This window comes from Clostridium sp. 1001283B150225_161107_B6, assembly GCF_015556325.1.
Taxonomy (GTDB): Bacteria; Bacillota; Clostridia; order Lachnospirales; family Lachnospiraceae; genus Enterocloster.
On record NZ_JADNMD010000002.1, the window covers coordinates 108,677 to 127,105 of the forward strand.

The following is an 18,429-nucleotide window of genomic DNA, read 5'->3' on the forward strand; positions in this document are numbered from 1 at the left end:
TTAATATGAAGCCCAGCATATGGAGGAGAGTGGACATACAGGTTTCCGTATTCACTGCAATTGTAGTGGCCCTGTTGACATTCTCCATTTTTTGGTTCCAGTACAGGATTACATACAATGATACCCTGATTAGCCTGAGGGACCAGGCGGAGGCCATATACGGTTACGTGGAGAAACGCCTGGATAAAAGCACCTTTGACCAGGTGCTGGCCAGGGAAGATATGGAGAGCGATGTTTACAAGCGGGCCCATGATTCCTTCCGCAGGGTCAGGGAGATTTCCGGCGTGCGGTATTTATACACTGCAAAGATGAATGAAAATGGGGAATTCGTGTATATCATTGACTGCCTGGATGAATCGGAGCCGGACTTCCGGTATCCGGGGGACCTGATAGAGCCTGAGATATACCCGGACATGCAGAGGGCCCTGGACGGACAGCAGGTGCTGCCGGACCGGATTAAGGACACTGGATGGGGAAAGATATTTATTACCTACATGCCTATATACCATGGGGACCAGGTACTGGGAGTAGTGGGAATCGAGTTTGAGGCCGACCACCAGTACGATACCTACCGGAGCCTGCGCCGCCTCCTTCCCCTGTTTATCCTGCTGTTCAGCCTTGGGGCCTGCTGTGCGTCCAGGCTGCTGTTCAGGCGCATATCCAATCCCTTTTACAGGGACATGTCAAATACGGACTACCTGACCCAGCTTAAGAACCGGAACGCGTACCAGCTGGATATAGGAAACCGCATTGCCAGGAAGGCCCAGGAGGGAACGGGATTTATCCTTCTGGATTTAAACGGCCTTAAGCATGTGAACGATACCCTGGGACACGATGCAGGGGATGTATATATTACCTGTGTTTCAAAAGCCTATCTCAGCATGGGTACCAGGGAGGCGGTGATGTACCGCATTGGAGGCGATGAGTTCGTGGTGGTGATGCCGGATGCGGACCAGGACAAAATCCTGGATTTTATGGAACGGTTCGAGGCCATGTTTAACAGGGAGGCAGACATGCCGGAGTTTACCTTTTCCTGGGGGTATTCCATCTATGACCCAGGGGCTGATGCAGACCTTTACAGCACATGCCGCAGGGCGGATAAGAACATGTACATGAAAAAGCAGCAGTATTATAAGAATAAGAGCGCAGAGGAGGATACGGATGGGACTGCTTGACAAGCTGTTTAAGAAGGGACCAAAAGCAGACGGGGTGTCAAAGGGCGGCTCGCCCATTTACCGCTATGAGGATAAGGAGAACGAGGGATGGAGGCCGCCGGAGGCCTGCGGCGTATACGCGGAGGAGATAAACGCCCATTTCCAGGCGCTGTTTCCCAACCGGGAGGAGTTTGTGTTCCATGAGATTCTCTCGGATTTGGTCCATATTGATGTGAACATCATGCGGCCGGATGAAACCCATCCCTACTATGTGATGTATACCACGGGCATGAGCGACCTGCCCATGACCCTGCCTGAGGAAATCCGGGACAGGGAGGACCTTAAGTACGGGGAACTGTATATGTTCCTTCCAAAGGAGTGGAATCCGGGAGAGACAGGCCAGCTCAACAGCGATATTCCGGAAACAGAGTACTGGCCCATTGGGCTGATTAAATACCTGGCCCGGTTCCCCCATGAGTACGGCACCTGGCTGGGCTGGGGACACACCATTCCCAATGGCCCCGATTATGAGCCCCTGGCGCCGGATACCGGAATGGGCGGCGTGGTACTGGTACAGACCGGCGGTGATATGGGAAGCATGGAGGCAAAGGACGGCAGGAAGGTAAATTTCTATATGGTCATACCTGCATACAGGGAAGAGATTGAGTATAAGCTGGAGTATGGAATGGAGGCGCTGGATAAGCGGTTTTCCGACGGGAACCTGCCCATGGTGCTGGATATACACCGGCCCAATCTGTGTGAGGATTTTATGGGGTAGGGCCGGTGCTGCCGCCCTCCATGAACTTGACAGGGGAGCATCCCACATATTTTTTAAATACCTTGATAAAATATTTATAATCCGAGAAGCCCACAAGGTCTGCGATTTCGTAGACCTTGTATTTATTTTCCTTCAGCAGGTCCACGGCTTTCTGCATCCGGTAGCGGTTCAGATAGTCGTTAAAGGTGTAGCCGGTAAAGCGTTTGAACTTGGAGTTCAGGTAGGTGCATGACATTCCGCACTGTTCGCTGATATCCGTCAGGGACAGGTGGGAACCATAATTGTTCCGGATGCAGTCCATCATGTGCTCCACATGGCGGTTTTCCTCGGGGCCGTCCCCTGTTTCCGGCTCGTCCAGTATGCCTAGCTTCCGCTTCTCCATGTCCAGCTGCCTCATCTCATGTTTAAACCTGGCCGCTGCCTGCTGCTTGGCTTTAATCTTTCCAAGGGCGTCGTAGAGCTCGCTGAAATTCACCGGCTTCAGAAGATACTCCGTGACCCCCAGGCGGATGGCCTTTCTGGCGTATTCAAAGTCGCTGTAGCCGGACACGATGATGGCGTCAAAGCCGTATTCCTCTATACTGTCCTCCAGCATGGACAGACCGTCCTTTACAGGCATGTTGATGTCCACCACCACGATATCCGGGCTGGTTTCCCGGATTTTTTCCAGGCCTTCCAGGCCGTCCACGGCCTCTCCCACCACCACGCAGTCCGCGTCCTGCCAGTTTACCATGAACAGCAGGCCCTTTCGTATGATATCCTCGTCCTCTACAATCAGGACCTTATACATATGTATCCTCCTCCATATCCGCGGGAAGGGTGATGCTCACCCGCGTGCCGGTTCCGGGGGAGCTCTCAATGGTCAGGCCGTAGGCAGGACCGTAGAGAAGCCGAACCACCCGGTGTGAATTGTATAAACCGATATGCTCCCTGTAAATGTCCTCCTGCTCCAGGGCTTCCCGCAGTTCCTTTAGTTTTTCCTGGCTGATGCCGCTGCCATTGTCCTCCACGCACAGCACCAGTGCGCTGTCCCTTTGGCGTGCCGTGATGGTGACGGATATGCAGCGGGCATCCTTCATCCCGTGGACAAGGGAATTCTCCACCACCGGCTGCAGCAGCAGCTTGGGTATCCTTAAGTCCATCAGCTCCTCGGGAATGTCAATGTGGTAATTCAGCCTGCGGTTATACCGCATCTTCTGAAGCAGGAGGTAGTCGTTGATGTATTCGATGTCGGTCTGCAGGGGCACGATGGTGCTGCCGTAATACACGCTGTAGCGCATCAGGTTGGCAAAGGCCATGACCATCTCAGCTGCTTTCTGGGAGTCAATGGCAATCTCATAGCGGAGGGTTTCCAGCACGTTGAAGATGAAATGGGGATTAAACTGTTCCTCCAGCTGCCTGATTTCCATGGTGCGCTTGCGCTCTGCCAGCTCGCTGTTGTGAAGCATCAGCTCCTCGCGCTGGATGACCATGTTGCGGAACGCATCGTTGAGCATCTGGAATTCGTCAAATACCTGGCTCTTTAAGCGGTAGTCCATATTTCCCCGGCCCATTTCCCCAACCGAGGCCTGGAGCTCGTCAATGGCCTGCAGGTTCTTTTTGGTGATGCGCAGGGTCAGGGGCGGAATCATAATAACCATCAGGATTCCGGCCAGTCCAAGGAACAGGACGCCGTAGGTCACAAGGCTGCGCTGGAATTCCATGGATACCAGGGTATACAGAATCAGGGAGCTTTCAGGAAGCGATTCCTTATGTATGTGGTAGCGCTTGTTGTTGACCTTGACGATGTTGCCCTTCTGCCAGTCCATCCGGTATTTGCCGGCAGGATATTTTTCCATGGGGTCTGCATTCTGTCTTCCCACTGCAAAAATCAGGTTGTCATACCGGTCCGTGATGACCACATCGTCCAGGGGGTATTCCCGCACTGCCTCGTAAATCTGTTCATCCATCAGGTCGAAGAACAGATATCCGCAGATTCCGTCTGCATCTGCAATAGAGCGGGCCAGAAGCAAGTCCCCGGCCTGTCCGTGGGCAAAATTCAGTCGGCTGGGCATGGTATGGGTCATGGAAGGCTCTTCCTGCATTTTTTCCGTCAGGCTCCTGTAGACGGCGCTGCCCAGGAATATATCCCGGTTTCCCTCAAAAAGGCTGGAGCTTACCATGCGCCCCTCCGTATCTGTGAGGGCAAAGGTACACCGTATGGGCTGGGACGTGGTAAAGCCGTAGAGCAGCCGGTTGACCTGGGTGGCTGTATCTGCATTTTCCTGTTTCAGGGCATCCAGAAAACGGTAATCCGTGGAAAAGTGTTCCAGACCTTCCTTATAGGCGGTTACCTGTGTGTCCAGGATGGACGCCAGAAGGGCGTTGTTCCTCCGGTTGCTTCCCACGCTGATCCATTGGACATTGATGAACAGAAACAGCCCCATCAGCACAAAGAGAAGTGAGATGATGGAGATGGCATATTTAAAGAAAGAACGCTTGATGTAATCCCTGTACTGGTTACCTGCCATGGCGGGTACCTCCCGGAAGTAGTGAAGTACAGTGCCCTCCGGACACTGTACCTCCTATTATATCATAGTTGGAAATTAAATGCTGATGTCATTGCTGCCTGTGACTTTGAAGAACACCAGCAGCGATACGATGCTGGTCAGGGTCAGGATGGTGGAGTAGGCCGCGGCATTGCCGAAGTTGCTGCGGATGACCTCCGCATAGATGGCCACGGTCAGGGTCTGGGTCCTGCTGGTATACAGGATGATGGAGGAACTGAGCTCGCTGATTAAGGTAATCCAGCTCATGATGGCGCCGGAGAGCACGCCGGACATCATCATGGGCACTGTCACCTTTACAAAGGATTTTGTCTCAGTGCACCCCAGGCTGATGGCTGCCTCCTCCACGCTGGGACTGATTTGTCCGATGATGGCGGTGCTGGAGCGTATGGTGTATGGCATACGCCGTATGGACAGGGAAATGACGATGATGACCGCAGTGCCGCTGAGCAGCAGGGGCCTGCTGTTAAAAGCGTACAGGAAGGAGATACCCAGGACAGAGCCGGGTATAATGTAGGGAAACATGGTCACAGTGTCCAGGATGCCTGTGAGGAAGGATCTTTTCCTGACCGTCAGGTAGGAGATGAGGATACCGAACACCACCACAATGGCAATGGCGCATATTCCGAACAGGTAGGTGTTGAAGATGGCGGTGTTGTTGTTCTTGGAGAACAGGGTGTTCCTGTAGTTTTCCAGGGAAAAGCCGCCTGTGTAGACCGTTCCTCCGCCGGTTGCCAGAAAGGAGGTGAAGATGACCGTAATCTGGGGCAGGATGGCAATGAGCACCACTGCGTACACGAACAGGTGGGACAGGATGTTGCGGGTGCCGGTGCATTTTTCCGCCACCATGGGCTTTAAGGCGGTCATGGAATAGGTAAAGCGGCTGCCCAGATAGCGCTGGAGGAAAAAGAGCACCAGGGTGATGCCGATGACAATGACGCAGAGGGCTGCGGCAAAATGGTCGTCCGTGCTGACCTCGCCCATGAACTGGCTGTAAATCAGCACCGGGAAGGTCTTATAGCCCTCGCCTATGAGCATGGGAGTACCGAAGTCAGAGAACACGCGCATGAACACCAGCAGGGAGCTGGCCAGCATGGTGGGCATTACCAGGGGGACGATGATTTGCATGACCCGCTGGAAGGCCGTACAGCCAAGGCTTTCAGCTGCCTCGTTCAGGGAATTGTCCAGATTCTTCAGGGCCCCGGATATGTACATGTACACCAGAGGGAAGGACTGGAGGGAGAATACCAGCACAATGCCTGCAAAACCGTAGATGCCTCCCAGCTTTACATGAAAAAGACTGTTGAGTATCTTGGTAAAGAAGCCGTTGCGCCCTAACAGCTGAATCCAGGCATAGGCGCCGATGAAGGGCGGGGACAGGTAGGAGATGACAATCAGGATGTTCAGGTATTTGCTTCCCTTAATCTGCACGCTCCTTAATACGTAGGCCATGGCCAGCCCAAGAAAGGCAGCCACCAGGGTGGAAACAATGGTGACCTTGAAGCTGTTCACCAGGGTGCTCCAGTAGTATTTTCTTGCGAAAAATTTGGTAAAATAGGCGAAACTTAAATGTCCGTCCTCAGAGAGAACGCTTTTATAGAGCACCAGCACCAGGGGATAGACCACGAAGAGAAGGAACAGGGCCAGGATTCCCAGTGCCATTGCAACCCAGATATTTAGTTTTTTCTCTCCTGCATATCTCATGAATGGTCCCTCCTGACAATAAGGCTTTGACTGCCGTCCTCGGTGAATACGTTGATTTTATGGGGCTGCACGCCCAGGCGGATGGGTGTGTGGTCCGGTATGATATCCCAGATATCGGAGTTCTGTATGACTTCCATTTCCCTGCCGTCCTCTGTCTCCACAAAGTAATGGGTGGTAATGCCCAGAAATACACTGCTTTGTACGATGGCAGGTATGCCCTGGCTGCCGTCCCGGCTGATAATGAATTCCTCAGGCCGGATGGATACCTTCACTGCCTGGCCGTCCCTGGCGCTGTCATCCAGATTCTCCATGGCAACGCTGTAATCCCCGATGTGAAGCAGTGTCCTTCCGTCCCTTGCCTCGATGCGTCCGTCCATGATGTTGGAGAGGCCGATGAAGGTGGACACAAAGATGTTGGAGGGGCGCTGGTACACATTCTTGGGAGTGTCAATCTGCTGGATGACACCGCCGTTCATGACCGCGATGCGGTCCGATACAGCCAGGGCCTCCTCCTGGTCATGGGTTACATATATGGTGGTGATGCCCACCTGCTGCTGGATGCGCTTGATGGCGTTCCTCATCTCCACCCTCAGTTTGGCGTCCAGGTTGGACAGGGGTTCGTCCATGAGCAGCACCTCCGGATGGATGACAATGGCCCTGGCCAGGGCCACGCGCTGCTGCTGGCCGCCGGAGAGCTTGGATGGCATACGCTTTTTCAGATGGTCAATCTTTACCACCTTCAGAATATCGTCCACCTGCGACTCAATCCGGTCCTGGGGCACCTTGCGGTTCTTCAGGCCAAAGGCCACATTGTCACGGACCGACATATGGGGGAAGATGGCGTAGTTCTGGAATACCATGCCCATGTTCCTCTTGTTGGTGGGGATGTTGTTGATGACCTTGCCGTCAATCTTGATTTCACCGCCCTCAATGGAATTGAATCCTATAATCATGCGCAGCAGGGTGGTTTTGCCGCACCCGGAAGGCCCTAAGAGGGTGAAGAATTCACCGGGCCGCACGTCTAAGGACAGACCGTTTATGATGGTATCCTTTCCGAACCGTTTGATTACATTTTCTATGCTGATAGCTACACTCATTGTCTGTAACCCTCCTTGTTATGAGTATTTGGCGCCTGTGCTTCAGGCGTTTAAAAAGGACTGCCTAATCTGACCGTTTCGAGCCGCCAAGAGGTGAAGTGCGGTGACAGGATGATGTGGTCAGCATAAGGGGCAGTCCTTTGGGGGCATGTTTATGCCTGTTTTGCGTGTTCTGTCAGATGAGCGGAGCAGCCGGTCAGTCCATGGAAGTCTCCATATGCTCGCTGAAGAGGTTGGTGATTTCCGTCTTGTGCTCAGCAACCCAGCCCTCGTCGTAGTTATCAAACAGCTTGATTTCAGACTGTGGCGTCATATAGTCAGCCAGCTTGGCATCCTTTCTGAGGGGCCTTACTGTCAGGTTGGAGCCCACTGCGTTCTGAATCTTCTCTGAGAGCATGTAATCCACAAATTTCTTTGCATTCTCAGGATGCTTGCAGTCCTTTAAAATCTGTACGGACTCGCCGGGGAATATGGCTCCCTCTTTGGGGAATACAACCTCAACCGCAGCGCCTTCCTTTACATAGTTGGCAGCCGGGTCTTCCCAGGTCAGGCCCACCACATACTCGCCTTCCGCAACACCCTTATACACCTGGCTGGAGCTGTTGGCCATCTTGCCGTCCAGATTTGCGATGAACTGGTCCACGTAAGCCCAGGCTTCGTCGGATAACGGGTCGCCGTCCTTGCCCATACCGTAGAGCATGGCCAGCAGGGACTGGAATGCGGAACTGGAGTTTACAGGGTCGCCAAAGGCAATCTTGCCCTTTAGCTCCGGATTAAGTAAATCCGCAAAACCGTCAATCTGCATGTCGCCCTTTAAGTCCTTGTTGACAATCATGACCGTCGGGTCTGCAAAGGCAGGGGTGAAATAGCCGGTGGTATTGCGGAATGCTTCCAGCATGTTCCCGTCCTCAGAGGACACATACTCCATGAATAGTTCCTTGGAGGAGGAGAGCATGGTCTGGTCAGCCACCCAGAAGATGTCACCCAGGGGATTATCCTTTTCAGACTGAGCCCTCTTAAGCAGCTCGCCGGTACCGGCCACCACCACCTCCACCTTAATTCCCGTATCCTTCTCAAACTCAGGAATCACAGCATTGTTCAGGGCCTCGCTTCTGGCTGTATAGACTACCAGTACTGGTTCCTCATCTCCGGCAGCAGCATCCTTAGCCGCCTCTGTCTTATCAGTACCGGCATCGGCTGCCTCTGTCTTGGCTGCCCCGGTTTCTGCGGGCTGCTGGGGAGCGCTGGTTTTTGATGCGCCTCCGGAACAGCCTGTGGCCGCCAGGGCTGCTGCCATGATGACTGCGGTTGCTTTTTGAAATTTCCTCATATGAACATTCCTCCCTTAAACATATTTTTTTGCTTCACCACATTTTTCATAACTTAATTTTAGCATCCGCAGGGAGAAAGTAAATCCGACAATCCCACAAAAAGGTGGAAAATAAACAACAGACGGACTGAAATGATTGAAAATTTCCTGTCCGTCTGCTGATATAGCTGAATGTTTACTTGTTTTTCTTGCCGTCCTTGCCTTTTTTACCCTCTTTGTTCTCCTTGGAAGCTTTTTTATCCCCCTTTTTGGACTTGCCGGACTTCTTGGGCTTATCGCCTTTGGAAGCTTCGGATTTCTTGGATTTGGAGGCTGCATCCTTTTCTTCGGAGGCTGTCCCGGCAGCGGGACCATCCTGGATGACATCCTCCTGAACCTGGGGCCGTCCCTCAGGGACATACTCAATGATATCGCTGATGCAGCAGTCCAGAATGGTACAGAGCGTGTCCAGGGTATGGGTGGAAACATGCATATTCTTTTTCAGCCGCCCTATCTGTCCGGCGCTGAAGTTATAATGTTTAATCAGCCGGTACTGAGTCATGCCCTTGGCTTCCATGGTTGCCCACAGCCGTTCATAGCGTATCATATCTTCTCCCTTCGTTATGAGCACTTAGTGACCGTCCTTTGGTCGCTTACGTGCGATACATGTCACTGGCACTTAGCGAGGTTTTGTCGAGCTTAGTGCAGTGGCCCGTTATGAGCACTTAGTGACCGTCCTTTGGTCACTTACGTGCGATACATGTCACTGGCACTTAGCGAGGTCATATCGAGCTTAGTGCAGTGGCCCTTCACTGGCTATTATCAATAAATGGATTATACCATGAAACCGGCGCAAATACAAGGATGATTGGCAGAAATGGGAATAAAAGAGAGAAAAATGGGAATAGTAGGAATGACCGTATGTCACACTGTTTTCATATATGATTAGGAGGAGAATCCATGAGTGATTTTAAGACCAGCGAGACAGCTAAAAATCTTATGAGAGCCTTTGCAGGCGAGAGCCAGGCCAGGAACCGCTACACCTTTGCGGCGGGGCTGGCAAAGGAGCAGAAGATGCCCATGGTGGAGGCTGTATTCCGCTACACGGCAGACCAGGAAAAGGAGCACGCAGAGATATTTTACGACTATCTGAAGCCGCTGGATAAGGAAACCATATTCATAGACGGAGGTTATCCGGTGGATTTGGAGAAGAATACCCTGGCCCAGCTCAATGCGGCGTCCCACAATGAATACGAGGAGCATGACGTGGTATACAAGTCCTTCGGGGACATCGCGGAAAAGGAAGGATTTTCCCAGATTGCGGCCACCTTCCGCATGATTGCAGAGATTGAGAAAACCCATGGAGAGCGTTTCCAGTATCTGGCCGATTTGCTGGGAGCCGGGAACCTGTACGTATGCCAGCAGAGGGAGACATGGATTTGCACCAACTGCGGATATATATATGAAGGGGAGGAACCCCCCCAGTATTGTCCGGTGTGCCGCCACGACCAGGGCTATTTTGCCCGCAGGGAGCTGGCTCCATGGTATTTGCACAAGAATAATCAGGCAAAGTAGCTGCGCAGGCAAAATAAGATTTTACAAAGAGGGTGAGAGGGTGGTATAATGTCCACGCAGGCAAAGCCCGCGGCCCTGATGGATTAAAGTCCGGTCAGGGCCTGCTGCGCCCTTTGAAAATGAGACAAAAACCTGATAATCACCTGATGAAGGAGAACAGATAAATGCCAAAACAAATTCAAGCAGTCATATTTGACCAGGACGGACTTATGTTTGATACGGAGAGTCTGGCCGCCACATCCTGGTTTGAAGTAGGGCCGAAATACGGTATCCATGTGGACAGCAATTTCCTCCGGGACATCCGGGGATGCAAGCCGGACAAGGTAAAACAGGTCTGCACCCGGCAGTTCGGTGAAGATGCCATGAAGGACTATGACCGGTTCCGGGAAGAAAAGCGTCAGTATTCCTACCGCTGGATTGCCCAGCACGGGGTTCCGGTAAAAAAGGGCCTTAAGGAACTGCTCATATATCTGAAATCACACAATATAAAGACAGCCGTGGCAACGGCCAGCAGTGAAGGCTGGACCCAGGGCAATGTTAAGGGTGCCGGAGTGGAGGATTATTTTGATGATTACATATACGGGGACATGGTAAAGGAAGCAAAACCAAACCCCGCCATTTTTCTGCTGGCAGCCCGGCGCCTGGGAGTGGAGCCTGGGTCATGCGTTGTCCTGGAAGACAGCTTTAACGGAATCAAGGCAGCGGCGGCAGGCGGTTTTAATCCTGTGATGGTACCTGACCAGGACCAGCCGGACGAAGAAATCAGGAAGCTGCTGACCGCCTGCTGCGACAGCCTTACGGATGTAATCGGTCTCTTTGAGACCGGAAGGCTTATATTGAAGCAGCCATAGGAGCCTATTAAAGAAGAGGCCGTTAAATAAAGGAATGAACCATATGTGGAAAGAAGCCGCTGCCCTGACCGCGGCGGCAGGCGCTGCCTGTCTGCTGCGGTCAGAGTACGAAAAAAAGCATTTTTCAGTGGAAGTAACAGAAATTATTTCCGGCAAACTGGACAGGGACAGGACCCTGGTATTCCTGTCCGACCTTCACAACAACGAGTTTGGCCGGGACAACGGGGAGCTGGTGGCAGCCATCCGCCGTCTGAATCCGGATGCAGTGTTATCCGGCGGAGACATGATGGTCTGCAAGGGAAAGAGGGACATAAAGGTTCCGCTGAAGCTGTTCCGCCAGCTGGCTGCCAGCTATCCGGTGTACTGCGGCAACGGAAACCATGAGAACCGTATGGTATGGGAGCGCGGTTTATACGGTGACCTGTATGAGGAATACAGGGATGCCATGACTGCCATGGGGGTTCATTACCTGGAGGACAGCTGGTCCATGCTGGGAAGGGACATCCGGATTGCGGGCCTGGACCTGGCGCCCTGCTTTTACCGGAAGGCCCTGTACCAGAAGGTGCCGTCTATGCCGGAGGGCTATATGGAACGGAAACTGGGCAGAGGTCCCTCTGCCTGTAAGAAGGAGCCTTTTACCATCCTTCTGGCCCATTCCCCCCTGTATTTTGATTCATATGCCCGGTGGGGAGCGGACCTGACCCTGGCGGGACATTTTCATGGAGGAACCATCCGTATACCGGGACTGGGGGGAGTGATGACGCCCCAGTACCAGTTCTTTCTTCCCTGGTGCGCCGGGGATTTTGAACGGGACGGAAAACGGATGATTGTCAGCCGGGGACTGGGGACCCACTCCATCAACATCCGGTTCAACAACAGGCCCCAGCTGGCATTAATCCGCCTGAAACGGGCGTGACAGACTGAATATCGCGGACAGGTGAAAGAATGGAAACCATATCCTATAAGCTGGAGCATTTTGAAGGCCCTCTGGACCTGCTGCTCCATCTCATTGAAAAAAATAAGATTAACATATATGATATTCCCATTGTGGAAATCACGGCCCAGTACCTGGATTATGTGCGCCACATGGAACGGGAGGACTTAAACATTGTCAGCGAGTTCCTGGTAATGGCAGCCACCCTGCTTGACATTAAGGCCAGGATGCTCCTTCCGAAGGAAGTGGATGAGGAAGGGGAGGAGATTGACCTAAGGGCTGAGCTGGTCATGCGCCTGCTGGAATATAAGAAATATAAGCTGATGGCCGACGAGCTGGCCGACCGGGAGGACGGGGCCTTAAAGCATCTCTACAAGCCCTCCACCCTGCCGCCTGAGGTGGCGAAATACGAGCCGCCCGTGGATTTAGACAAGCTTTTGGACGGACTTACCCTGGCAAAGCTTCAGAGAATCTTTGAACAGGTTATGAAGCGCAAGGAGGACAAGATTGACCCTATCCGAAGCAATTTCGGAACCATACGCAGGGAGCCTGTAAGCCTGGAACAGAAGATAGGGAATGTACTGACCTACGCCAGGAGAAAGCGCAGATTCAGCTTCAGGGAGCTTCTGGAGGGACAATCGGACAAGCTGGAGGTGGTGGTCACCTTTCTGGCCGTGCTGGAGCTGATGAAGATAGGAAAGATTCACCTGAGCCAGGAGGAGACCTTTGGGGACATGGACATAGAGACGCTGGAGCAGGAAGGCGAGGAAGAGGAGCTGGATTTGACACAGCTGGGTGATTTTGAAGGATGATGGATGGAATCGTATGAGCAATCAAGACAGAATAGAAGCCCTGGAGGCCGGGGCCGGCGTGGTCGAAACCCGCACCGGAAAGCTGGCCGGAAGTGAGAAAAGAGAATCAAAGGAGCCGGAGGGACAGATGGAGCTTGCCTTTCCTCCCACAGAGGACGAAAAGGAGCAGGAGGCTGTCATAGAAGCAGTGCTCTTTACCATGGGAAGGTCGGTGGAGCTGCGCCAGCTGGCGGCAGCCATCGGGCAGCCGGAGGAGGTGGCCAGGAAGGCGGTGGAACGTCTGACAAAGCGGTACCGGTCAGCCAGAAGCGGCATGGAGATAACCCAGCTGGAGGACAGCTACCAGATGTGCACCAAGGCAGCCTACTACGAAAACCTGATACGGGTGGCCTCCGCCCCCAGGAAGCAGGTGCTGACAGAGGTGGTGCTGGAAACCTTGTCCATCATTGCCTACAAGCAGCCGGTGACCAAGATGGAGATTGAGAAGATACGAGGCGTCAAATCCGACCATGCGGTGAACCGTCTGGTGGAGTATAACCTGGTCTACGAGGTGGGCCGCCTGGATGCGCCCGGCCGTCCCGCCCTTTTTGCCACCACAGAGGAATTCCTGCGCAGATTCGGCGTTGGCTCTGTCCAGGATTTGCCGGACCTGGGTCCTGAACAGGAGGCGGAAATCAAGGCAGAGGTGGAAGAGGAGCTGCAGCTTAAGCTGGAGGAACTGCCGGCTGAGGCTGCGGAGGAAACCGCGGGTGAAGATGGGGAACCGGAGGCCTGACGCCTGTGTTTGTACACGGGGGAGATTCCCAAAGCCGTACATGAGGAATATACTAAAATAAAAAGAAAAAGTTGATATCATGCTTGGAAGTCTGATTTTAGTATTTGCCCTCTGTACAGATACCTTTGTGGCCAGCCTGGCCTATGGAGCCAACCGGGTCCATGTGGGCTGGGGAAAGGTGGCTCTGTTAAATGGTATATGCAGCGGTTGTCTGGGCCTGGCCCTGGGTCTGGGCAGCGTTATAAGCGCTGTCCTTCCGGGGGATGTGACCAGAATCATCTGCTTTGTAAGCCTGTTCCTGCTGGGATTCATCAAGTTCCTGGACTACAGCATTAAGGCCTATATTAACCGCCATTGCTGTATCCGCCGGAATTTAAGCTTTTCCCTGTCAGGGCTAAAGGTTATAGTCAATATTTACGGGGACCCCATGGCAGCGGATGTGGACGGTTCCCAGTCCCTGGGATGGAAGGAAACCGTATTCCTGGCCCTGGCCATGTCCATAGACAGCCTGGTGGCCGGAACCATGGCGGCCCTGCTGGATATTCCCGTGGCAGCCACCCTGGTGCTGTCCTTTGCCGTGGGAGTGTGTATGATGTACGGCGGCCTGTGGCTGGGCCGCAAGGTGGCCTCCCGTTTCCGGTGCGACCTGTCCTGGATCAGCGGCGTTCTGCTGATGGTCCTGGCTCTGATGAAGGTCCTTCATTGACGGGCAGGGGATTGCACAATGGCATCGGGGAGCATGCAGGGAGCCGTGTCAGATGGTATCCTGCGCCCTGTTTATTTCCGGTTTATGGAAGCTCCTCCATACATTCCCCGGAGCAGGAAGCAGAAAAACTGTGTCGAAATGTAAAATAAAAGTAAAGAAACATGAAAAAAGCAGTCCGGGCAGCGAATTGGAATTCCAATACGCCGGTCCAGGGCTGCTTTTGGCTGCTGCTTTGCCTATATATCCTTTGCCTTGGCTGACAAACCTTCCATGTAGGCTTCTGCCTTTGATTTATCCAGAGGGTCCAATTTATCATACAGGTCCATAATCCGTCTCTGCTGTTCGTTCAGGGTAACCTGTATGCCATCGGTGCTGTAGAACTGGGCCATGGTTATTCCCATGACTTCGCAGATGCGCCGTATGGTCGGTATACTGGGAACCGTGGTACGTCTGAACAGGTTGCCTATATTATTAGGGGAAGTATCCATCTCCAGTGCCAGGCGGTAATGACTCCATCCCCGCTCTCTGCAAAGTTCTTCTATGCGCTCCAGCTCATAACTCATCATGCTTTTCACCACCATTGTCTATTATCTACAAAATCTTTTGTATTATTGTATCCCAGAGGTGAAAAAAACATTAGGCTGAAATGTAGTAGTGGGGGAATTCACTATATAATGCATAAATACACGTACAATGCATTGCTATACCAGATGCCCGTCATCCCCGTATCCCAGAAGGTCGTTGGGGGTGATATGGAAATAGTCGCAGAGTATCTTAAGCTCAATGTCCGTTACAAGACGTTTGCCCTTTTCAATCCTTAAAATAGTCAGTTCGCTGAAATAATAGCCCTGCACCTGAAGCTGGGCAGCCATTTCCTTCTGGGATAGTTTTTTGCCCTTGCGCAGCTTGAAGATTTGTTCGCCAATCAGGTTTCTCTGTGGCTGGGAATTGTAGGAGATTTTCATAAATGTCCCTCTGTTCAGTGTAATACTTCTAAAAGTGAAGTTCCTATATGATTGTAATGAATATGAATATATCAAAGTTTCTAATAAAGAAGGAATAAAAAATAAAGTAGAAAATTCCATAGGATTATGATAGACTTGTAAAAGTATGAAAGAGACAGGAGAGAATTATGCAGAGAATCGCGAAATTTCATAAAGTTAGTTTTGAACAGTTTAAGGCCGATTGGTCCGATACCTTCCCGGATACGCCGGAGGAAGAGATAATACATATTTATGAAGGAATCCGGCTCCCGGCCAGGGCCACATCCGGTTCTGCCGGATATGATTTCTTCACGCCGGTTCCCCTTACCCTGGCTCCGGGCGAAAGCATGAAAGTCCCCACAGGCGTCAGGGCTGAGATTGACACTGGATGGGTGCTTCAGATTTTTCCGCGCAGCAGCCTGGGATTCAAGTTCAGGCTCCAGCTGAACAACACGGTGGGCATCATTGACAGCGACTATTTTTATTCGGACAATGAGGGCCATATGTTCATAAAGGTGACCAATGATTCCAGGGAGGGAAAGACTGTGGAACTGGGACAGGGCGCCGGCTTTGCACAGGGAATCTTCATCCCCTACGGCATTACTGTGGATGATGAGTGCAGTGATGTGCGCAACGGCGGTTTTGGAAGTACGGATGCAAGGTAGGTAGAAATATATGGGAAGTCGCGGACAGAGGTCACACAGCAGCGGGCAAAGGCCCCGGACAAAGGGGCAGTACCCGGGATACGCAGGAGGAAAGCCGGTTTCCAGTGCCAGGCGCAGGCGCCGCAGAAGAAACCGGATGATTAAGGCGGTCATAGCATGGGCAGTCTGCCTCCTGCTTGTGGGGCTGGTTGCAGTGGGAACATTCCGGCTGGTGGCCCACATAACCACCTCAAAGAAACGCCAGTTCCGTGCAGAGGGCATTGAGAAGCTGGAGGCAGGGGACTATGCAGGGGCCATCGGCTCCTTTGAAACAGCCCTTGAAAAGTCCGGCAAGGGAGCAGAGGATTTCAACCGGGATGTACTCTTATACAGGGCGGACGCAGAGTTCCTGTTAAAGGACTATAATGCGGCCATCCATACCTATGACCTTTTGCTGGAAATGAAGCCGGACACGCCGGAGTACATGTACAGGCAGAGCAGCTGTTATGCACAGCTGGGAGATACGGATAATGCCATTAAGCGCTACCGGGAGGCGGAGGAAAAGGATAAGAAGGACAAACCCGCGCCCGGCAGGCAGGAGGCCCTGCTGGCGGCAGGCAGCGCCTGTGTGGATGCCAGGGAGTACGATAAGGCCATGGCGCTTTATGAGGATGCAATTAAGGGTGGGATGGAACATGGTGAAATCTATAATCAAATGGGTATATGCCAGATGGCTGCAAAGGATTACCAGAGTGCTTATGATTCATTTGACAAAGGGTACCAGGTAGCTGCCGCGGCCCAGGCTGCTGCTCTCCAGGAAAAAGACCGGGAAGCAGATAAAGAGGCGGATAAAAAGGATAAGAAGGAAGCTGACGCCGGGGAAAGCGGAGACGTTTCGCCGGCTGGCGGGACCGGAGCGGACAGCTACAGGGAACTTTTAAAGGAGCTTTCGTATAACAGGGCCGCTGCCTGCGAACACTTACAGCAGTACGATAAAGCGCTGGCGCTGTTTGAGGACTTTGTGAAGGAGTTTGGCTCTGACGAAGCCGCGGAGCATGAGATTGCATTTTTGAAGACGAGGTAGGAATGGCTGATTTAATTGATTTAAGTGAACTGCAGGAGAGGGTGATACTGGTGGCTGTGAGCACGGCTGAGGAGGAGGACACACCCGCCTCCCTGGATGAGCTGGAGGAGCTGGTCTCCACAGCCGGGGCCGTGACCGTGGCAAGAATCATCCAGAACCGGGAAAAGGTCCATCCGGGCACTTACCTGGGCAAGGGCAAGATAGATGAGGTAAGGGAGCTGCTGTGGGATACCCGGGCCACAGGTGTTGTCTGTGACGATGAATTGTCACCGGCCCAGCTCAGGAACCTGGAGGATGCCCTGGATACCAAGGTCATGGACAGAACCATGGTCATACTGGATATCTTTGCTTCGCGGGCCAACACAAGGGAGGGCAAGATTCAGGTGGAGCTGGCCCAGTTAAAATACAGGGCTGTGCGTCTGGTGGGCATGCGCAATTCCCTGTCGCGTCTGGGAGGCGGCATAGGCACCAGGGGACCGGGAGAGAAGAAGCTGGAGACGGACCGCAGGCTCATCCACCAGAGAATCGGGCAGCTTAAGGAGGAACTGGCGGATGTGAAGCGCCACCGGGAGGTGACCAGGCAGCAGAGGGAGAAGGATTTTGCCCTTTCCGCCGCCATCGTGGGCTATACCAACGCCGGCAAGTCCACACTGCTCAACCGTCTGACCGGGGCGGGAATCCTGGCTGAGGATAAGCTTTTTGCCACCCTGGACCCTACCACCAGAAGCTATACCCTGGAGGACGGTCAGCAGATACTGCTTACGGACACCGTGGGCTTTATCCGCAAGCTTCCCCATCATCTCATAGAGGCGTTCAAGAGTACATTGGAGGAGGCGCGCTACAGCGATATTGTTCTCCATGTGGTGGATTGTTCCAATCCCCAGATGGATATGCAGATGCATGTGGTGAAGGAAACGCTGAAGGAGCTGGAGATTGTGGATAAGACCATTGTCACCGTGTTCAACAAGGTGGACCGGTTCCGTGAACTGGAGGCCAAGGAGGACAGCGGCATCATGCAGATTCCCAGGGATTTCTCATCGGACTACCAGGTGCGTATTTCGGCTAAGACCGGGGAGGGACTGGAAGAACTGCAGAAGGTGCTCCAGGCCATTATCCGCAGCAGGCGGATTCTGTTAGAGAAGGTATTTCCATACAGCCAGGCCGGGCGCATCCAGACCATCCGCAAATACGGCCAGCTTCTGGAGGAGGAGTACCAGGAGGACGGAATCGCAGTCAGGGCATATGTGCCGGCAGAGCTTTTCGGCAGGCTTTTTTCCGACTGATTTAAAGGAAACTGATATAAAATGCCCCCTGTCCGAAAAACCACGCAGGTATGCGCCTTTGCGGGGATTTGGGAAAAAGAGTTATAAGTACAGTTAATAAGACACAATATCTAGGATAATATAAAATGTTATTCATAGATATTGTGTTTTGTATTTCCATCTGCTATAATGGGTGCGTAGCTCGCTCCGAAGGG

19 protein-coding genes are annotated in these 18,429 nt (G+C 52.8%); 11 read left to right on the forward strand and 8 right to left on the reverse strand.

The annotated features are described in order from the left end of the window. Positions 1-5: 5 nt before the first annotated feature. Both I2H39_RS05665 and I2H39_RS05670 read left to right on the forward strand, forming a co-directional pair. On the forward strand, positions 6-1,175 hold the full coding sequence (locus I2H39_RS05665) for a GGDEF domain-containing protein (RefSeq protein ID WP_195626041.1): 1,170 nt from the start codon (positions 6-8) through the stop codon (positions 1,173-1,175). Further along, positions 1,162-1,932 carry a suppressor of fused domain protein gene (locus I2H39_RS05670; protein WP_138309797.1) on the forward strand — a complete coding sequence of 257 codons (771 nt, stop codon included), beginning with the start codon at positions 1,162-1,164 and terminating at the stop codon, positions 1,930-1,932. The genes I2H39_RS05665 and I2H39_RS05670 overlap by 14 nt, the downstream gene beginning before the upstream one ends. Here I2H39_RS05670 and I2H39_RS05675 read toward each other — a convergent pair. From I2H39_RS05675 to I2H39_RS05700, 6 genes are all read right to left on the reverse strand, one after another. Further along, a complete protein-coding gene (locus I2H39_RS05675; RefSeq protein WP_138309796.1) occupies positions 1,922-2,722 on the reverse strand; it encodes a response regulator in 801 nt (266 codons plus the stop codon). The genes I2H39_RS05670 and I2H39_RS05675 overlap by 11 nt on opposite strands. After that, positions 2,715-4,442, reverse strand: a complete 1,728-nt coding sequence (locus I2H39_RS05680) for a sensor histidine kinase (protein WP_138309795.1) — start codon at positions 4,440-4,442, stop codon at positions 2,715-2,717. Before I2H39_RS05680 ends, I2H39_RS05675 begins: the two co-directional genes overlap by 8 nt. A gap of 75 nt (positions 4,443-4,517) precedes the next feature. After that, positions 4,518-6,182: an iron ABC transporter permease gene (locus tag I2H39_RS05685; protein WP_138309794.1), complete on the reverse strand. Its 1,665-nt coding sequence runs from the start codon at positions 6,180-6,182 to the stop codon at positions 4,518-4,520. Beyond that, positions 6,179-7,279, reverse strand: coding sequence for an ABC transporter ATP-binding protein (locus I2H39_RS05690; protein ID WP_195626042.1), 1,101 nt, complete (start codon positions 7,277-7,279; stop codon positions 6,179-6,181). The genes I2H39_RS05685 and I2H39_RS05690 overlap by 4 nt, the downstream gene beginning before the upstream one ends. Positions 7,280-7,475: 196 nt before the next feature. After that, complete coding sequence (locus I2H39_RS05695) at positions 7,476-8,609, reverse strand: extracellular solute-binding protein (protein ID WP_138309792.1); 1,134 nt, start codon at positions 8,607-8,609, stop codon at positions 7,476-7,478. Between the two features lie 175 nt (positions 8,610-8,784). Then, positions 8,785-9,219: a helix-turn-helix transcriptional regulator gene (locus I2H39_RS05700; protein WP_227147649.1), complete on the reverse strand. Its 435-nt coding sequence runs from the start codon at positions 9,217-9,219 to the stop codon at positions 8,785-8,787. 329 nt (positions 9,220-9,548) lie between these two features. On the opposite strand from I2H39_RS05700, the gene rbr reads away from it, so the two are divergent. The 6 genes from rbr to I2H39_RS05730 all read left to right on the forward strand — a co-directional run bounded on the left by rbr (position 9,549) and on the right by I2H39_RS05730 (position 14,241). After that, positions 9,549-10,163 (forward strand): rubrerythrin, encoded by a 615-nt coding sequence (gene rbr / locus I2H39_RS05705; protein ID WP_195626043.1) that lies wholly within the window; start codon positions 9,549-9,551, stop codon positions 10,161-10,163. A 164-nt stretch (positions 10,164-10,327) separates the two neighbouring features. After that, on the forward strand, positions 10,328-11,014 hold the full coding sequence (locus tag I2H39_RS05710) for an HAD family phosphatase (RefSeq protein WP_138309789.1): 687 nt from the start codon (positions 10,328-10,330) through the stop codon (positions 11,012-11,014). Between the two features lie 43 nt (positions 11,015-11,057). Then, positions 11,058-11,930 (forward strand): metallophosphoesterase, encoded by an 873-nt coding sequence (locus I2H39_RS05715; protein ID WP_195626044.1) that lies wholly within the window; start codon positions 11,058-11,060, stop codon positions 11,928-11,930. Positions 11,931-11,959: 29 nt separating this feature from the next. Beyond that, on the forward strand, positions 11,960-12,760 hold the full coding sequence (locus I2H39_RS05720; protein WP_195626045.1) for a segregation/condensation protein A: 801 nt from the start codon (positions 11,960-11,962) through the stop codon (positions 12,758-12,760). Between the two features lie 127 nt (positions 12,761-12,887). Further along, positions 12,888-13,535 (forward strand): SMC-Scp complex subunit ScpB, encoded by a 648-nt coding sequence (gene scpB / locus I2H39_RS05725; RefSeq protein ID WP_347563855.1) that lies wholly within the window; start codon positions 12,888-12,890, stop codon positions 13,533-13,535. Between the two features lie 79 nt (positions 13,536-13,614). Further along, positions 13,615-14,241, forward strand: a complete 627-nt coding sequence (locus tag I2H39_RS05730) for a manganese efflux pump (RefSeq protein ID WP_138309785.1) — start codon at positions 13,615-13,617, stop codon at positions 14,239-14,241. Positions 14,242-14,477: 236 nt separating this feature from the next. Here I2H39_RS05730 and I2H39_RS05735 read toward each other — a convergent pair whose 3' ends face one another. Next, a complete protein-coding gene (locus I2H39_RS05735) occupies positions 14,478-14,807 on the reverse strand; it encodes a helix-turn-helix transcriptional regulator (RefSeq protein WP_002569878.1) in 330 nt (109 codons plus the stop codon). Positions 14,808-14,942: 135 nt separating this feature from the next. Continuing rightward, the gene (locus I2H39_RS05740) at positions 14,943-15,206 is read right to left on the reverse strand and encodes a helix-turn-helix transcriptional regulator (protein ID WP_138309784.1); all 264 of its coding nucleotides are present in this window, start codon (positions 15,204-15,206) and stop codon (positions 14,943-14,945) included. A gap of 167 nt (positions 15,207-15,373) precedes the next feature. Here I2H39_RS05740 and I2H39_RS05745 point away from each other — a divergent pair, with 167 nt between their 5' ends. The 3 genes from I2H39_RS05745 to hflX are packed head-to-tail and all read left to right on the forward strand — an operon-like array spanning position 15,374 to position 18,235. After that, on the forward strand, positions 15,374-15,889 hold the full coding sequence (locus tag I2H39_RS05745; protein ID WP_195626047.1) for a deoxyuridine 5'-triphosphate nucleotidohydrolase: 516 nt from the start codon (positions 15,374-15,376) through the stop codon (positions 15,887-15,889). A 10-nt stretch (positions 15,890-15,899) separates the two neighbouring features. Next, a complete protein-coding gene (locus tag I2H39_RS05750; RefSeq protein ID WP_195626048.1) occupies positions 15,900-16,952 on the forward strand; it encodes a tetratricopeptide repeat protein in 1,053 nt (350 codons plus the stop codon). A gap of 2 nt (positions 16,953-16,954) precedes the next feature. Next, positions 16,955-18,235, forward strand: a complete 1,281-nt coding sequence (gene hflX / locus I2H39_RS05755; RefSeq protein WP_138309781.1) for a GTPase HflX — start codon at positions 16,955-16,957, stop codon at positions 18,233-18,235. Positions 18,236-18,429: the final 194 nt, after the last annotated feature.

What these genes read in the sequence shown, in the direction of transcription:
- I2H39_RS05670 (WP_138309797.1), top strand. Translation starts at nt 1,162, where the DNA reads ATGGGACTGCTTGACAAGCTGTTTAAGAAGGGACCAAAAGCAGACGGG.
- I2H39_RS05695 (WP_138309792.1), bottom strand. Translation starts at nt 8,609, where the DNA reads ATGAGGAAATTTCAAAAAGCAACCGCAGTCATCATGGCAGCAGCCCTG.
- I2H39_RS05730 (WP_138309785.1), top strand. Translation starts at nt 13,615, where the DNA reads ATGCTTGGAAGTCTGATTTTAGTATTTGCCCTCTGTACAGATACCTTT.
- rbr (WP_195626043.1), top strand. Translation starts at nt 9,549, where the DNA reads ATGAGTGATTTTAAGACCAGCGAGACAGCTAAAAATCTTATGAGAGCC.
- I2H39_RS05690 (WP_195626042.1), bottom strand. Translation starts at nt 7,279, where the DNA reads ATGAGTGTAGCTATCAGCATAGAAAATGTAATCAAACGGTTCGGAAAG.
- I2H39_RS05715 (WP_195626044.1), top strand. Translation starts at nt 11,058, where the DNA reads ATGTGGAAAGAAGCCGCTGCCCTGACCGCGGCGGCAGGCGCTGCCTGT.
- I2H39_RS05735 (WP_002569878.1), bottom strand. Translation starts at nt 14,807, where the DNA reads ATGATGAGTTATGAGCTGGAGCGCATAGAAGAACTTTGCAGAGAGCGG.
- I2H39_RS05685 (WP_138309794.1), bottom strand. Translation starts at nt 6,182, where the DNA reads ATGAGATATGCAGGAGAGAAAAAACTAAATATCTGGGTTGCAATGGCA.
- I2H39_RS05720 (WP_195626045.1), top strand. Translation starts at nt 11,960, where the DNA reads ATGGAAACCATATCCTATAAGCTGGAGCATTTTGAAGGCCCTCTGGAC.
- I2H39_RS05675 (WP_138309796.1), bottom strand. Translation starts at nt 2,722, where the DNA reads ATGTATAAGGTCCTGATTGTAGAGGACGAGGATATCATACGAAAGGGC.
- scpB (WP_347563855.1), top strand. Translation starts at nt 12,888, where the DNA reads ATGGAGCTTGCCTTTCCTCCCACAGAGGACGAAAAGGAGCAGGAGGCT.
- hflX (WP_138309781.1), top strand. Translation starts at nt 16,955, where the DNA reads ATGGCTGATTTAATTGATTTAAGTGAACTGCAGGAGAGGGTGATACTG.
- I2H39_RS05745 (WP_195626047.1), top strand. Translation starts at nt 15,374, where the DNA reads ATGCAGAGAATCGCGAAATTTCATAAAGTTAGTTTTGAACAGTTTAAG.
- I2H39_RS05680 (WP_138309795.1), bottom strand. Translation starts at nt 4,442, where the DNA reads ATGGCAGGTAACCAGTACAGGGATTACATCAAGCGTTCTTTCTTTAAA.
- I2H39_RS05665 (WP_195626041.1), top strand. Translation starts at nt 6, where the DNA reads ATGAAGCCCAGCATATGGAGGAGAGTGGACATACAGGTTTCCGTATTC.
- I2H39_RS05750 (WP_195626048.1), top strand. Translation starts at nt 15,900, where the DNA reads ATGGGAAGTCGCGGACAGAGGTCACACAGCAGCGGGCAAAGGCCCCGG.
- I2H39_RS05740 (WP_138309784.1), bottom strand. Translation starts at nt 15,206, where the DNA reads ATGAAAATCTCCTACAATTCCCAGCCACAGAGAAACCTGATTGGCGAA.
- I2H39_RS05710 (WP_138309789.1), top strand. Translation starts at nt 10,328, where the DNA reads ATGCCAAAACAAATTCAAGCAGTCATATTTGACCAGGACGGACTTATG.